Origin of the sequence: Paraburkholderia sp. SIMBA_054, from assembly GCF_046534875.1 — a bacterium.
Classification (GTDB): Bacteria; Pseudomonadota; Gammaproteobacteria; order Burkholderiales; family Burkholderiaceae; genus Paraburkholderia; species Paraburkholderia hospita.
In genome coordinates this window covers 1-13,759 of the sequence record NZ_JAWRXV010000068.1, presented here as the reverse complement: position 1 = coordinate 13,759, position 13,759 = coordinate 1, and the positions used below count along the sequence as shown (strand labels likewise).

15 protein-coding genes are annotated in these 13,759 nt (G+C 62.6%); 5 read left to right on the top strand and 10 right to left on the bottom strand.

Annotated elements, in window-relative coordinates; genetic code table 11:
• Nucleotides 1–281 precede the first annotated feature (281 nt).
• Nucleotides 282–1,139 carry an NmrA family NAD(P)-binding protein gene (locus tag SB822_RS45815; protein ID WP_410857824.1) on the bottom strand — a complete coding sequence of 286 codons (858 nt, stop codon included), beginning with the start codon at nt 1,137–1,139 and terminating at the stop codon, nt 282–284.
• Between the two features lie 131 nt (nt 1,140–1,270).
• Between SB822_RS45815 and SB822_RS45810 the strand changes: the two genes are divergently transcribed.
• Nucleotides 1,271–2,203: a LysR family transcriptional regulator gene (locus tag SB822_RS45810; RefSeq protein WP_410857812.1), complete on the top strand. Its 933-nt coding sequence runs from the start codon at nt 1,271–1,273 to the stop codon at nt 2,201–2,203.
• A 9-nt stretch (nt 2,204–2,212) separates the two neighbouring features.
• Here the strand turns inward: SB822_RS45810 and SB822_RS45805 are convergent, their stop codons facing one another.
• Nucleotides 2,213–2,641: a hypothetical protein gene (locus tag SB822_RS45805; protein ID WP_086918258.1), complete on the bottom strand. Its 429-nt coding sequence runs from the start codon at nt 2,639–2,641 to the stop codon at nt 2,213–2,215.
• A 208-nt stretch (nt 2,642–2,849) separates the two neighbouring features.
• On the opposite strand from SB822_RS45805, the gene SB822_RS45800 reads away from it, so the two are divergent.
• Both SB822_RS45800 and SB822_RS45795 read left to right on the top strand, forming a co-directional pair.
• The gene (locus SB822_RS45800; RefSeq protein ID WP_094297800.1) at nt 2,850–3,758 is read left to right on the top strand and encodes a glutamate/aspartate ABC transporter substrate-binding protein; all 909 of its coding nucleotides are present in this window, start codon (nt 2,850–2,852) and stop codon (nt 3,756–3,758) included.
• Between the two features lie 138 nt (nt 3,759–3,896).
• Nucleotides 3,897–4,118, top strand: coding sequence for a hypothetical protein (locus SB822_RS45795; protein WP_094297801.1), 222 nt, complete (start codon nt 3,897–3,899; stop codon nt 4,116–4,118).
• A 94-nt stretch (nt 4,119–4,212) separates the two neighbouring features.
• Here the strand turns inward: SB822_RS45795 and SB822_RS45790 are convergent, their stop codons facing one another.
• The 5 genes from SB822_RS45790 to ftrA all read right to left on the bottom strand — a co-directional run bounded on the left by SB822_RS45790 (nt 4,213) and on the right by ftrA (nt 9,764).
• A complete protein-coding gene (locus SB822_RS45790) occupies nt 4,213–5,136 on the bottom strand; it encodes a recombination-associated protein RdgC (RefSeq protein ID WP_007745952.1) in 924 nt (307 codons plus the stop codon).
• A 139-nt stretch (nt 5,137–5,275) separates the two neighbouring features.
• Nucleotides 5,276–6,478, bottom strand: a complete 1,203-nt coding sequence (locus SB822_RS45785) for a sensor histidine kinase (RefSeq protein ID WP_236674166.1) — start codon at nt 6,476–6,478, stop codon at nt 5,276–5,278.
• A gap of 247 nt (nt 6,479–6,725) precedes the next feature.
• The gene (locus SB822_RS45780) at nt 6,726–7,796 is read right to left on the bottom strand and encodes an ABC transporter substrate-binding protein (protein ID WP_410857811.1); all 1,071 of its coding nucleotides are present in this window, start codon (nt 7,794–7,796) and stop codon (nt 6,726–6,728) included.
• Between the two features lie 390 nt (nt 7,797–8,186).
• Nucleotides 8,187–8,759, bottom strand: a complete 573-nt coding sequence (locus SB822_RS45775) for a nitrogen fixation protein NifQ (RefSeq protein WP_009769653.1) — start codon at nt 8,757–8,759, stop codon at nt 8,187–8,189.
• A 39-nt stretch (nt 8,760–8,798) separates the two neighbouring features.
• Nucleotides 8,799–9,764: a transcriptional regulator FtrA gene (gene ftrA, locus SB822_RS45770; RefSeq protein ID WP_009769654.1), complete on the bottom strand. Its 966-nt coding sequence runs from the start codon at nt 9,762–9,764 to the stop codon at nt 8,799–8,801.
• Nucleotides 9,765–9,862: 98 nt separating this feature from the next.
• Here ftrA and SB822_RS45765 point away from each other — a divergent pair, with 98 nt between their 5' ends.
• Both SB822_RS45765 and SB822_RS45760 read left to right on the top strand, forming a co-directional pair.
• Entirely contained in the window at nt 9,863–10,297 is a 435-nt protein-coding gene (locus SB822_RS45765; RefSeq protein ID WP_007745946.1) for a rhodanese-like domain-containing protein, read from the top strand.
• Between the two features lie 190 nt (nt 10,298–10,487).
• Complete coding sequence (locus tag SB822_RS45760; protein WP_114222470.1) at nt 10,488–12,557, top strand: putative bifunctional diguanylate cyclase/phosphodiesterase; 2,070 nt, start codon at nt 10,488–10,490, stop codon at nt 12,555–12,557.
• Between the two features lie 22 nt (nt 12,558–12,579).
• Here the strand turns inward: SB822_RS45760 and SB822_RS45755 are convergent, their stop codons facing one another.
• From SB822_RS45755 to SB822_RS45745, 3 genes are all read right to left on the bottom strand, one after another.
• Nucleotides 12,580–13,026, bottom strand: a complete 447-nt coding sequence (locus SB822_RS45755) for a polymer-forming cytoskeletal protein (RefSeq protein WP_086917945.1) — start codon at nt 13,024–13,026, stop codon at nt 12,580–12,582.
• A gap of 37 nt (nt 13,027–13,063) precedes the next feature.
• The gene (locus SB822_RS45750) at nt 13,064–13,459 is read right to left on the bottom strand and encodes a hypothetical protein (protein ID WP_007745940.1); all 396 of its coding nucleotides are present in this window, start codon (nt 13,457–13,459) and stop codon (nt 13,064–13,066) included.
• Nucleotides 13,452–13,759, bottom strand: a 308-nt coding sequence (locus tag SB822_RS45745) for a M23 family metallopeptidase (RefSeq protein WP_410857810.1), incomplete at its 5' end; no start/stop codon positions are given. The genes SB822_RS45750 and SB822_RS45745, both read right to left, overlap by 8 nt.

Genomic DNA, 13,759 nt, shown 5'->3' with positions numbered 1-13,759 from the left:
GCACCAACCAAGGCACTACCGTGTGAAGCGTAAGACCGGTTGGGGGCCCTCAGGCAAACACAAGAACTGGCGGTGTTAGCCGCTTTCTTTTGCCTACTTTTCTTTGCGGCGGCAAAGAAAAGTAGGTGCCGCCCCGCACAGGGGCGACGCTTGAAGCACGAAGGCAAAGCGCGGATGCCAGCGCAACGGCAAGCCCACAACGGCTACGCATGCACACCAAAGCCATAATGCGGATGCCAGCGCAAACAAAAGCAAACCAAACCGCCCGCGCCGCAAAGGCGCTAACTCTTGACCAACTGGCGAACCACCATCTCAACCGTAACATCCCCCTTAACCGACGCCGGAGGCGCTTCAAACTCAATCCACCCTTCATTAAACCCATCGATCATCTGCATCCGCGGCAGCGGATTATTCATCCCTTGCGAGAGGAACAAAGACTCCCATTCATCCCGCGGCACGATCTGCATCCGCACCGACCGATCAAGCGCACTAGCAAACGCAGCAGCAATCTCATCAGGCGTCACGCGGCGCGGCCCTTCAAGCTCAACAACCCGCGCCCCCGTCCAGGCATCCTGAAGCAACTCCGCGGCAACGCGCCCAATATCATCAGTTGCCACCATCGGCACCGGCTTATCGAGCGGTTGAAGAAAGCTAGGAATCACACCATTCGCCCGAGCTGGCTCAACATCCCATACAAAGTTCTCAAAGAACCACGCAGCACGCAGAAACACAACAGGCAAAGGCAGAGTGCCCAATTCCTGCTCCATAATCCCAAGCTGGTTCAGCAAATTGGGCTGCGTGGCCTGCGCGCCAATCGTCGACAGCACGACCACGCGCCCCGGCTTCGCCTCGCTCAAAGCAGCCCGCAGCGCGGCAATATTCCTCCGCGACTCCGAAAAATCCGGCGACGGATCGAACACGGGCGGCAACAGCACGAACACACCCTCCGCACCCTCGAACGCACGCCGCAACGCGTCCCGATCATGCATCTCCGCGAGTGCCACTTCGCAGCCTCTCGCAGCCCAGGCCGCGCCCTTTTCCTCGCTGCGCACCACCGCGCGCACCTGCTTGCCCTGCGCGAGCAGCGTCCTCGCGACCACACCGCCGACCTGACCTGTGATACCCGTAATTGCGTACATCCCCAAACTCCCGTTCAATGAGAAATTGCTTGCGTCGGGATGGATTCTGGTCGCCGGCAGCGCTTTACACCATGACATGAGTGTCAATTGATTCATGACACAATGTCATTCATTTCAACAAGGAGCGCACCATGTCCTTCGACGAACGGATTCTCAACGGCATGGGCGTGCTGACGGCGATCGTCGAAAGCGGCAGCTTTGCGGGCGCAAGCGAACGGCTCGACATGTCGCAATCCGGCGTGAGCCGCTCGGTCGCGCGGCTGGAGGCGCGGCTCGGCATCCGCCTGTTCGACCGCACCACGCGCACCGTCAAGCTCACCGATGAAGGCCTGCGTCTCTACGAACAGATCGTGCCGCTCATGGACGGCCTCGAAGAAGCGGCGGCATCGGCGGCAGGGGGCGCGACAGCCGTACGCGGACGGTTGCGCGTGAACGTCGATCCGTTCTTCTCGAAGATCGTGCTGAGCCCGCGCATCGGCGAATTCGTCGCGCGTTATCCGGAACTCAATCTCGACCTGATCACGCGCGACCAGCTCGGCGACATGGTCGCCGACGGCTTCGATCTCGCCGTGCGTTTTGGCGAGCCGCGTCCGTCGACGCTCGTCGCGCGCAGGCTGCTCGATACACGCATCGTGACGGCCGCGTCGCCAGGCTATCTGAAGAAGTACGGCCGCCCCCTCAAGCCGACCGATCTCGAACGCGAGCCGCACAACTGCATCCAGTACCGCGACCCGGAAACAGGACGCCCATTCGTGTGGGAGTTTCACCGGCCGCGCAAAAAACTCATCATCGACGCACGCGGCCGCCTCATGGTCAACGATGTCTCGACAATGCACGGCGCATGTCTCGCCGGTCACGGGATCGCGCAGATCATGGCGCTCGGCACGCAGCCGCTGTTCGACAGCGGCCGTCTCGTCGATCTCTTTCCCGACTGGCCCGACGAGCGCTTTCCGCTCTGCGCGCTCTACCCTTCGCGGCGTCATCCGTCCGCGAAGGTCCGCGCGTTTCTCGACTTCATCGTCAAGATCACCGGCTCGCCGCTCAACGACAAGCCGTGGTACTGACGCGGCGGTTCACTTGCTGTTCCTTGCCCGCGCCTGCTCGGCGATCGCCTTGTAATCGTAGGTTGGGTAGAAATCGGTGCTGTAGCCGCCCCACGCGGTCTCCTCGATCGCGCGGTTCACTTCGCGCAGGCGGTTGGCCGGCACGCGCAGCGTTACGACCTGGCCGATCCCCATCATCACGTACCACGACACCACTTCGATGCCGGGCGGCGGAAACGCCTTGTAGAAGCCCTGATCGGCTAGTTGCTGGTTGATCTTCGGCAGCGGCTTCGACTGGTCGTGCTTCAGGAAGATCGTCAGCAGAAACGTGCCGTCGCCTGCGGGCGTCGGTGGCGGCATCGCGCCGGGGTCGGTCTGCGCGGCGGCAGGCAGCGGGACCAGCGCGGCAAGCGTCGCGGCGAGGGCAACTCCAGCGATCCATTGGCGAACGGCGTGCATCGGTTTTCTCCTTGATTTTGTTGATGGACAAGTACACAGGGCTACAGAGGAAGGCACCGCTGCATTCATCATGCCATCACCGCGTGCCATCCACATGACCGCGCCTCAACCGGCAAGAGATCGAACTTAGGGGTAAAACATATGTTGCAATAATTGTTTTCATGGCAACATTCGTAAACACGCTACCGATTCAACCAGAGGACCTGCAATGAACCGACTGACTTCGCTCGCACTCGCCTTGTGCGTCTCGGCGCCCTGCCTTACGACGATGACGAACGCCGCCGCGCAGGACGCACAACCGACGCTCGCCAGAGTCGAGGCCGCCAATCTGATCGCGATCGGCCATCGCGAGACGTCGGTTCCGTTCTCATATGTCGATACGAACAATCAGGTGATCGGCTTTTCGCAGGACCTGTGCAACCGGATCATCGACGCGGTGAAGGCCAAAACACACAAGCCGAATCTGCAGGTGCGCTTCATTCCCGTCACATCGCAGAACCGCATTTCGCTGGTGCAGAACGGCACCGTCGATCTCGAATGCGGCGTCACCACGAACCTCACGTCGCGTCAGAACCAGGTCGCGTTCGGCGATACGTTCTTCGTCGCGACCACGCGCCTGCTCACGCGCAAGGATTCGGGCGTCAAGGACTTTCCCGATCTGGCGGGCAAGACGGTCGTGACGAATCAGGGCACGACGTCAGAACGCATCCTGCGCAAGATGAACGAAGAGAAGAAGATGAACATGCAGATCATCAGCGCGAAGGACTACGGCGAAGGCCGCATGACGCTGGAGACGGGCCGCGCCGTCGCGTACATGATGGACGACGTGCTGCTCGCGGGCACGCGCACGCTGACGGCAAAGCCTGCCGACTGGGTGATCGTCGGCACGCCGCAATCGTCGGAAGCGTATGGCTTCATGCTGCGCAAGGGCGACCCGGCCTTCCTCAAGATCGTCGACGACACGCTCGCGCAGGTCATGAAGAGCGGCGAGATCGACGCAATGTACGACCGGTGGTTCATGAAGCCCGTGCCGCCCAAGAACATGAACTTCGACTTTCCGATGAGCGAGAACCTGCGCGCGCTCTACAAGAATCCGAACGACAAGGCGTTCGAATAAGTCGTGCTGTCGAAGCCCGTGCCGCCCTTCATTGCGCTTTCAGGGCGGCGTGACAGGCGACGGCTATTCAGCCGCGCGCATGCCACCGGAGTAAAATCGAACGAATCGAAACTCGTGACGATCCGCTCCGGAGCCGCAATGAACTCGCCTTCGCCAAAAGAACAAAAGACGCACTGGAAACCCTCGCCTACGCTGCTGAACGTTATGACCGCGCTCATCGGCATCGGCACGCTGTGCGCGGGGATCGGCTGGCTCGTCTATAGCTGGTACGTGGATCTCGAAGTGCCTTACTTCGCGATACCGCTCGTCATGTGCGTGCCCGTGATCGTCGCCGTTGCGTTCAGGAATATGTTCGACTGATTTACGCGGCACGCGAGGCGTTCCGCGCAAATAGAAAGGCCCGCTTCGCGCGGGCCTTTCTGTGTCGGCTTGCCTTATGACACGCTGACGTGCGTCACGCGGCCTTTGCGGGCGCGATGCCGTCGGCGAGTTCGCCGCCGAGCGCGTCGACGATGCCGTCCAGCATCTTCGCCAGTTCGCCCGTCATCAGCGTGAAATCGGACTCGAACTGTTCGTCGTCATTCTGCGCGGTCGGGTCAGCGGCATCCTTGATGACATCGAGCGGCGTGACGCGCTTGATGGTCAGCGACGGCGTCAGCACGAACGACACGCGGTCGTTCCACGTCATCGCCAGACGCATGCACTGCTTGCCCGCTTCGATATGACGGCGCATGTCGTCCGCTTCGAGCGCGTGGCCGACATAGCGCACCGTCGCATTGCCTTCCGCGGGCGAGCGCAACTCGGTGTCCTGGTCCAGCGTGAAATTGACGGGGCCGTCGCCCGCGAGCAACCAGTTGGTCATCGCCGAAACGGGCGCCTGCGCGACGCGCACGCTCATGATCGGCAGCCGATCCACCGACTTGACCAGCAGCCCGAGCACATCGTCGCCAAGCGCTTGCGACGCGGAATCGATTGCGAGCCAGCCGTTGACGGTGTCGATCCACACGCGCGTATCGCGCTGGATGCTGAACGCGCGCGGCAGCAGTTCGTCGGTGACCTGCTCTTTCAGGTCGCGCATCTGCTTGCGGCCGGGCTTGAAACCCTGCTGCTCTTCGAGTTCCAGCGCGCGCGCCTTCGTCACCTGCGTGACGACGGAAGCGGGCAGCAGTTTCTTTTCCGCGCGGAACGTGAGCAGCAGCTGCTTGTTGGTCGAGTAGACGAGTGTGCCGTCATTGCGCGGCGACGCCCAGCCCTGGCGCGTCGTCTCGACGCTGTTGGCCGGCTGGAACGCGTGCGGCTCGAGCCACTTTTCGATTTGCTCGGCGCTCACTTTCCACGGAGCGGGAAGACGGTGAAGCTGTAGATTCTTGAACCACATGGCGAGAACGGGCAAAGCGCGTCATTCTATATGACGATGGCGGCGCGGCGGATTTTCGTTTTGCTGGTTCCGCTTTTTCGCATGCTTCACGGGGCTTCGCGCCGCGACGGAAGCCGCGCGAGCGACGCTCGAGTGCGCCTTAGTCCATCAGCCTGGCCAGAGGAATCGTCAATTCCACGACCAGACCCTGCTCACGCCAATCGGACACCAACGTACCGCCGAACAGACGCGTAACGGTGTTGTTCAGCAGCCTCGTGCCGTAGCCGGTTGCTTGCGGAGGCGCCGTGATCGGCGGCCCGCCGTTTTCTTCCCAGCGCACTGCAAGGGAATCGCCCTGTTGTTCCCAATCGATCGACACACACCCTGCGTCTTCCGCTAATGCCCCGTATTTGGCCGCGTTGGTCGCAAGCTCGTGAAACACCAAAGCCAGGCTGGTGACTGCGCGATCGCCGAGGCATAAATCGTTTCCCTCCACGCTGAAACGCGCCTGGCTCGTCCCTTCGTAGGGCTTGAAGATCGCGCCCGTCAGCGCGTGTAGCGTCGCAATGGAAGGTCGCTGAACCTGCGGCCCTGGCCCGAAACTATGGCGCACGAGCGCGTGCGCGGCAGCAAGCGCATGCAGCCTGCCTGAAAGCGTGTCGGCGAAGGCGGCCGTCGATGTTGCGGACCGCTTGCCGATCTGGATCATCGCATCGACGACGAAGAACACGTTATTCACCCGATGATTCATCTCGCGCGTCAGCAACTCCTGCTGAGCCAGTGCTTCCTGAAGCCGGCTCTGGTTTTGCAGCATGGCAAGCGCAATTCCTGCAAACGACGCCAGTTCGCGCATGATGCGCGCGTGCCCGCTATCGAACTGCCCTTCCTTCTCCGCGACGATCCACAACGTGCCGAGCGGTTGGCCATGCGCCATGTAAAGCGGCACCAGCAGCACTTCGGGACAGACCACACCGGCGTCCGCAATCCACCCGTAATGGCGCTCGGGATGGCGCGTCAAAGTGGGCTCGAACCGATCGAGGCAGACGCCGCACGGGCTGTAATTGCGGGGCGTCGTCGCACCCTCGAAAGGCGCCAGCTTGCCGCGCAGGTCGCGCCATCGGAATATGCCTGCGCTGCCTTCCACCGGCTCGAACGCGCTGATGCCCGCCGACTCGGCACCCGTCATCTGCATCGCCCGTTCGACGAGCCTGGGCAGGAGTTGCTCGGGATGATCGAGCATCTGCGCGCCAATGTCCTGCAAAGCGAGTTTTTCGCCGAGGTGATCGACAAACTTCGGCACCCGTCGATGCAGCTCCGGCGTGATGTAGAGATCGGGGGGCGGTAACGTTTCGGATCCGGACATGCCATCCTCCAGGTCGATCGCAAGCATGTTCCGGAACACATCGGCGCAACTCCAGCTGGCGCGGGCGCTTTCGGGAAAGGAATGTTTGGCGTTGGCCACACCCATTATGCATGCAATCCCGGGCCTGGAAGTCCGTTACATGGCGCGATAACCCACAGTGGCGACTGCCTCCTTTGCACGTACCGCGAACGAACCGACAGCGACGCGTTCGCGCCGCTGTCCGCGCCCGTTCACACGCGCAACACGATCAACCCGCGATCCCCGCCTGCACCTTCGCCGCGACATCGGCAGGCACCCACGTCTTCCACATTTCCGGATGCGTGCGCAGGGACTGCGCGGCCATGGTCTGCGCATCCAGTTTCTTGACGCTCATGTCGAGAATCGTCGCGTTCAGGAAGTCCATCGGAAACTTGACCTTCGTGAACATCGTCATCAATTGCGGTTCGGCGTTGTAGAACGGCGTCGACGCGCCGACCGTCACGTGCGAGACCATATACGACGACGCACATTGCTGCGTGCTGCTCTCGTTGCGCAGCGTCTGCCAGCACGCGTCGTTGAACGCGGGCATTTTCAGCTCGGTCAGCTTGTACTTTGCCATCAGCGCAGCGGGACCCCAGTAGTAGAACAGGATCGGCGCGCCGCGCGTGTAAGCCGATGCGATCGCGGCATCGAGCGCCGCGCCCGTACCGGGACGGAAGTTCGTGTACGCGTCATCCAGCTTGAGCACTTTCAGGAGCCGCGAGTTCACGCGCTCGCAATCCCAGCCGCTCGGGCAGTTCAGAAAGCGGCCCTTGTTCGGCTCTTCATCGTCGGTGAAGACGTTCTTGTACTTCGGCAGATCCGCCACCGAAGCCAGTCCCGGCGCCGATGCCTTGATGCCGCGCGAGGGATCGCCCTTCACGACGTAGTCGGGCACGAACCAGCCCTCTTTCGTGCCGCCCGGCAGCGTATCGCCGACCAGCTTCACGCTGCCCGTCTCGACAGCCTTCGCGGTGATCTCGCTGCGGCCTGTCCATTGCTCGGCCCAGATCTGCACGTCGTTGTGCGCGAGCGCGGTTTCCGTCGCGGCCGTGCTGCCCGGCACGACGTCCGTCTTGCAGCCATAGCCTTTCTCCAGAATCTGCCGCAGCACTTCCGTCGCGAACGCGCCGCTTTCCCACGTGATACCCGCAAAGTGCACGGTCTTGCCCGCGCTGCACCAGCTTCCGGATTTCGCGGCGTTGCTGTCGGCGGCATGCGCGCTGCCTGCCGTGAGTATGGTTGCCGCAGTGGCGACGGCGGCGAACAGGGCCGTGCGCAGCTTGATGGATTGCATCATCGAATGTCTCCTGTGTCGATGGGAGTTAGCGCTTTAGCGCTTACTCCCATCCCATGCAGATTCATTTGCGGTCGATGGGAGTTAGCGCTTTAGCGCTTACTCCCATCCCATGCAAATTCATTTGCGGTCGATGGGAGTTAGCGCTTTAGCGCTTACTCCCGTCCCACGCAAATTTATCTGCGGGGAAGGTCTCGGATCTTGTTGTGATCGGCCGCGCGGATAACGCGACCCGCCGCGCCAGCGCAGGGGCATGACATGGCATCGCGATTGTGCGGTCCGCTTTTTTCGACGATGAAGCGATGTTTTTTGATGCCGGGTATGAGTCCCGCTCAACTTCGGGTTTCTACGGCCGGGTTTGCGCGGATGCTTCGGCGCAGCTTGCAGGTAGGTTCAGCGCGACGGATAGCAGAATGCGTAGTCTTCGCAACCGGGACAGCCCGGCGCGGGCGCAGGCACGCGGCCTTCGGCGAGCGCCAGTTCGCGCGCGAGGAATTTCTTCCAGCGCGTGTTATCCGTGTTGCGCGCGACGAGTTCCGGATAGTGGCGCGTGAGGATCGCCGTGACGTCGTCGCGCCCGTCGAGTCCGAGATCCCGCCACAAGTGATCGGGACGCAGGCACGCCGTGGCGATGATCGTCGCGAGGCATTGCGCATCGGCATCCGTTGCAGCGAGTGAGGACTCGTGATGCAGCAGGAAAGCGCGCAACGCATCGACGAAAGGCTGATGCGCGCTCGCGGCAATGTGCTCGGGCACTGCATGCAGCGGCGCCGCGTCGCGGAAATGACGTGAGCACACCGCGTCGAGCGCGGCGCGCGTCAAGCCGAGATGCAGCAGTTCGCCGCTCGCGAACTTCGCGCCGATCAGCCGCGCGAACATGATCGTATCGGCTGCATCGCGCTGCGGCGCGTGATCGAGCAACCGCGCAACTTCCGCGTCGCGTGCATGATTCGACTCCGTTGTCATGTGGTCGCCTCCTGTCGCATCAAGCATAGCGCAGCAACATCACGCCACAGCCGACGCACCGAACTTCTTGCGATACGCGCCCGGACTCGTCAACGCAATGCGCCGGAAATGCCGACGCAGCGATTCCTCGGACCCGAAGCCTGCCAGCTCCGCGACGCGCGACATCGGCAGATCGGCGGGCGACTCCAGCAACTCGCGCGCAATCGCCACGCGCTCACGGATCAGCCACTCGTAAGGCGCCATTCCCGTCGCGTCGCGAAACTGCCGCTGCAACGTGCGCGGACTCATCGCCGCCTGGTCCGCCAGCGATGCCAGCGTATGCGCATGCGCGGGGTTGGCGCGCACGTAATCCATCAGTCGCGCGAGACGACTGCTGTCGTCCTGCGGCATAGGACGCGGCACGAACTGCGCCTGGCCGCCCTCGCGATGCGGCGGCACGACCAGCCGCTGCGCGACGCGGTTCGCAATCGCGCTGCCGTAGTCGCGCCGCACGAGATGCAACAGCATGTCGAGCCCCGCCGCCGATCCCGCCGACGTAATCACCTGCCCTTCGTCGACATAAAGCGCATCGGGCTTCACGCGCAGTTGCGGATAGCGCTGCTGCAACTTCTCCGCGTATCGCCAGTGGGTCGTGACCGTCTTGCCGTCGAGCACACCCGCCGCAGCCAGCACGAACACGCCCGAGCAGATCGAACAGACACGCGCGCCGCGCTCGACGGCCGCGCGGATTTTTTTCAGCAGCGGCTCGGGCGGACGCTCGTCGGGATCGCGCCAGCCGGGCACGACGATCGTCGACGCGCGATCGAGCATCTTGAGCGAATACGGCGCAGCAATGCCGATCCCGCCCGCCGCGCGAATCGGCCCTGGTTCGACCGCACAGACGGCGAAGCGATACCACGTCACGCCGAGTTCCGGGCGCTCGAGCGCGAACAGTTCGGTCACGCAACCGAATTCGAAAGTGCACAGGCGGTCGTAGACGAGCGCCGCGACGAGATGATCTTGCATGGCGTGATATTACCGGAGATTGACGATTGCGCCACTTACGGGCGCGCGGCCCGCTGCCCATAATTGACACATCATCCCCATCGACAAGGAGAACACACATGGCCCCTTCCACCGTCAGTGCCGTCCCCGCCGCCGACAGCGCGAGCGCGCTCGCGCATTTCGAGTCGTCGCTGAGCTTCGAGACCGACTGCTGGGACGTCTCGGACACCCTCGCGTCGGGCAACGCCGACTTCGTGCTGCTCGATGTTCGCAGCCCCGAGCTTTTCGCGCGCGGCCATATTCCCGGCGCACTCAATCTGCCACACCGGAAAATCATCGAGTCTAAATTGCGCGAATATCCGGCCGATACACTATTCGTGACCTATTGCGCCGGCCCGCATTGCAATGGCGCGACGCGCGGTGCAATCCGCCTCGCAAAACTCGGCCGGCCAGTGAAAATCATGATCGGCGGCGTGACGGGCTGGCTCGACGAAGGCTTCGCGCTGGAAACGCAGGCTGCAAGCGCCTGTACAGAAATGGAACAGGAACCCTGATCTTCATCGGAATATTTTACCCACCATTTTTTGCGGGCTATTTCATGCCTTTTAAAGACTTCAAAAGCCGCTAAACAGCTTTCAAAACGCCTCGCTAAATCTTCGAATAAAACTTTTAAAAAAGTGCTCAATGTTTTAAAACGGCTGCCGTTAACCAGTCGAGGGAACTTCCTCTTGCGACGGAACTGACATGCAGAGCACTTACTATCTCGGTCTGGTTGTCGTGTCGCTCGCCGTCGCAACACTGGCTTCATTCACGGCGCTCGACCTGGCCGGGCGAATTTCGACCATGGCATCGGCCCGCCTGCGCCACCTTTGGCTAGCAGGCGGCGCGGCCGCAATGGGCACAGGCATCTGGTCGATGCACTTCATCGGGATGCTGGCCTTCTCGCTGCCCATCCCGCTCGGCTACGACTTCGCGATCACCAGCTACTCGCTCATCATCGCGATGATCGTGTCGTACTTCGCGCTCGTCCAGGTGGCGCGCCCGACGCTCTCCGCCAGACGCCTCGTCACGGGCGGCCTGTTGATGGGCTTCGGCATCGCGGGCATGCACTACACCGGCATGGCTGCAATGCAGATGCAGCCGGGCATCCACTATCGTCCGGGCCTGTTCGCCGCGTCCGTCGCGATTGCGATCGCGGCGTCGATGGCTGCGCTGTGGATCGCGCACACGCTGCGCGATTCGCGCCAGCATCGCGTGCTGATCAAGCGCATCGGCGCAGCTTGCGTGATGGGCATCGCGATCACGGGCATGCACTACACAGGCATGGCTGCCGCCGACTTCCTGCCCGGCTCGGTGTGCGGCGCCGCGCGCGGCGTCAATGCGCAGTGGCTCGCGACGACGATCATCCTGTTCACGTTCGTGATTCTGATCGTCACGCTGATCCTGTCGCGCTTCGATGCACACACAACTTTCCTCGCCGGCTCGGTTTCGTCGCTGAACAACCAGATCGTGCGCCTTGCCACCTACGACACGCTCACCGATCTGCCGAACCGCCGCACGCTGAATGAGCACATCGAGCGCGCGATCCACGCGTCGAAGCAGACCCGCCGGGGCTTCGCGATCCTCTTCATGGACCTCGACGGCTTCAAGACGATCAACGATTCGCTCGGCCACGCGTTCGGCGACGAAGTGCTGAAATCGTTCGCCCAGCACCTGCGGCAATGCGTGCGCAACGTCGATACCGTCGCGCGGCTCGGCGGTGACGAGTTCGTCGTGCTGGCCGAAAACATCGGCGCGCCTCGCGACGCAGAAAGGATGGCCGAGGCCGTACTCGAACGGATGCGCGAAGGGATTAGCACGCAAAGCCAGATGCTGCAGATCATGCCGAGCATCGGCATTGCGCTGTATCCGCAGGATGGCAGTTCCGTCGACGAGTTGCTGAAGCACGCCGACGCCGCGATGTACGAAGCAAAGCGCGGCGGGCGCAGCACGTATCGCTTCTTCGAAGCGCACATGAACGAAGCGGCGATGCGCACGCTCAAGATCCAGAGCGCGCTGCACGAGGCGCTCGGCAAGGGCTATTTCTCGCTGCACTTCCAGCCGAAGTTCCGCGGCGACAGCGGCGCGGTCGCGGGCGCGGAAGCCTTGATCCGCCTGAATCACCCGGAGATCGGCGTGCTCCCGCCGATGGATTTCATCCCGATCGCCGAGCGTTCCGGGCAGGTCGTGGAGATCGGCTATTGGGTCGTGCGCGAGACGTGCCGCCAGATTCGCCGCTGGGAAAGTGCCGGCCTGCCGTCGATGAAAATCGCGATCAACCTGTCGCCGCGCCAGATGGCGCAGCCGGATCTCGTCGCGAAGATTCTGGAGATCGTGCACGCGGAAGGCGTCGATTGCAACCAGATCATGTTCGAGATCACGGAAACGGTCGCGATGCAGGACGCCGCCAAGACGACCGAAATGATCCGCGAGTTCCAGAACAGCGGCTTCGAAATTTCAATCGACGACTTCGGCACCGGCTATTCGAGCCTCGCCTATCTGCAGCGCTTTCGCGTGAAGCAGTTGAAGATCGACCGCTTCTTCACGAGCGGACTCGATGCCGACGGCCACGAAGGCAGCGCAATCGTGCAGGCGATCATCGCGCTCGCGCATTCGCTGGAAATGGACGTGGTGGCGGAAGGCGTCGAAACGGCATCGCAGCTCGACAAGCTCAAGGACCTGCAATGCGACGAAATGCAGGGCTTCCTGCTCGGCAAGCCGCTCACGGCCGACGCATTCAGCGAACTGCTTCAGGAGCGCATGCCGACGACGTGACGTGAGGCGCCGTCCAGGCCCGTCACTGATCTATGGTCGATACGTCGGCCTTTTGCAGCGCGAACGTCGCGGGCTCGATATGCGGGCTCGCCGGCGTGGGCGCAACATCGCGCCGCGTCAACTTGCCATCCACCGACGCGCCCACATCCATCCGCAACTGCTGGTAGTAGATGTTGCCCGTGATGTGCGCGTTCTCCTGCAACTCGACGAAGTGATCGGCGATCACGTCGCCCGTGATCCTGCCGTTGACGATCACGTCGTAGCCGTACACGTTACCCGTGATCGAGCCGCGATTGCTCAGCACCAGCAGGGTCTCGCATCCGGCCTTGCCCGCGACGTTGCCTTTTACATGGCCGTCCATGCGCAGGCCGTCGCTGAATTCGATGTCGCCTGTGATGGTCACGTCGTGTGCAATGAGGGTCGCCAGTTTGTTCTGGGAGACGCCGGGTGACTTCTTCTTGCTGAACATAATCGATACCGGGATGAAGTCGAACACGCGCCGCGCCTCAGCGGCGCGAACGGCTTTGGCCCTGCAGAAACAGCACTTGCGCCTGGAGCCGGCGCACTTCGACGGTGAGCGCGTCGGCGGATTTCTGCACGCTCGCGCGCGACGCCGATTCCTGCTTCAGCGTGAGCTGCGCGCGTGCGAGCGCGTCTTGCAACTCGTCGTGCGCTGCGGGCGCGACGCACGACGGACCCGCTGAAGCATCGGGCCGCGCGTAGCCACGCATCGCCGCTGCGCCTGCCGCCATGCACGCGATACAAACGAGCGCCCACACACCGATGCGCACCGCGTGCGAACGCACGGGCTGCAATTCATACGTGCGCTGCGTGACGACATGGCCACGGACATGCCCGCGGACGCGCCCGCGCCGCCTGCCCGGGCGAAGTAAATCAGCCATGAGACGGCCCCATAAAAAGTGCGAGATAGTCGGTTGGATCGACGGGCGCGCCGTTGACGAGCACTTCGAAGTGCAGATGCGGGCCCGTCGAGCGACCCGTCGAGCCGACATCGGCGATATGCTGGCGCGGCAGCACGAGATCGCCCTCCTGCACGACGATCTTCGACGCGTGCCCATAGCGCGTGATCAGGCCGTTGCCGTGGTCGATCTCGACGGCATTGCCGGGCGTTGTTGCATAAATCGGTGTACCGCGCGCCGATCTGACGTTTACGCGCAACGGTAGTGACGGCACCCCTGTTA

What these genes read in the sequence shown, in the direction of transcription:
- SB822_RS45810 (WP_410857812.1), top strand. Translation starts at nt 1,271, where the DNA reads ATGTCCTTCGACGAACGGATTCTCAACGGCATGGGCGTGCTGACGGCG.
- SB822_RS45790 (WP_007745952.1), bottom strand. Translation starts at nt 5,136, where the DNA reads ATGTGGTTCAAGAATCTACAGCTTCACCGTCTTCCCGCTCCGTGGAAA.
- SB822_RS45780 (WP_410857811.1), bottom strand. Translation starts at nt 7,796, where the DNA reads ATGATGCAATCCATCAAGCTGCGCACGGCCCTGTTCGCCGCCGTCGCC.
- SB822_RS45815 (WP_410857824.1), bottom strand. Translation starts at nt 1,139, where the DNA reads ATGTACGCAATTACGGGTATCACAGGTCAGGTCGGCGGTGTGGTCGCG.
- SB822_RS45755 (WP_086917945.1), bottom strand. Translation starts at nt 13,026, where the DNA reads ATGTTCAGCAAGAAGAAGTCACCCGGCGTCTCCCAGAACAAACTGGCG.
- ftrA (WP_009769654.1), bottom strand. Translation starts at nt 9,764, where the DNA reads ATGCAAGATCATCTCGTCGCGGCGCTCGTCTACGACCGCCTGTGCACT.
- SB822_RS45760 (WP_114222470.1), top strand. Translation starts at nt 10,488, where the DNA reads ATGCAGAGCACTTACTATCTCGGTCTGGTTGTCGTGTCGCTCGCCGTC.
- SB822_RS45785 (WP_236674166.1), bottom strand. Translation starts at nt 6,478, where the DNA reads ATGTCCGGATCCGAAACGTTACCGCCCCCCGATCTCTACATCACGCCG.
- SB822_RS45805 (WP_086918258.1), bottom strand. Translation starts at nt 2,641, where the DNA reads ATGCACGCCGTTCGCCAATGGATCGCTGGAGTTGCCCTCGCCGCGACG.
- SB822_RS45750 (WP_007745940.1), bottom strand. Translation starts at nt 13,459, where the DNA reads ATGGCTGATTTACTTCGCCCGGGCAGGCGGCGCGGGCGCGTCCGCGGG.
- SB822_RS45795 (WP_094297801.1), top strand. Translation starts at nt 3,897, where the DNA reads ATGAACTCGCCTTCGCCAAAAGAACAAAAGACGCACTGGAAACCCTCG.
- SB822_RS45765 (WP_007745946.1), top strand. Translation starts at nt 9,863, where the DNA reads ATGGCCCCTTCCACCGTCAGTGCCGTCCCCGCCGCCGACAGCGCGAGC.
- SB822_RS45800 (WP_094297800.1), top strand. Translation starts at nt 2,850, where the DNA reads ATGAACCGACTGACTTCGCTCGCACTCGCCTTGTGCGTCTCGGCGCCC.
- SB822_RS45775 (WP_009769653.1), bottom strand. Translation starts at nt 8,759, where the DNA reads ATGACAACGGAGTCGAATCATGCACGCGACGCGGAAGTTGCGCGGTTG.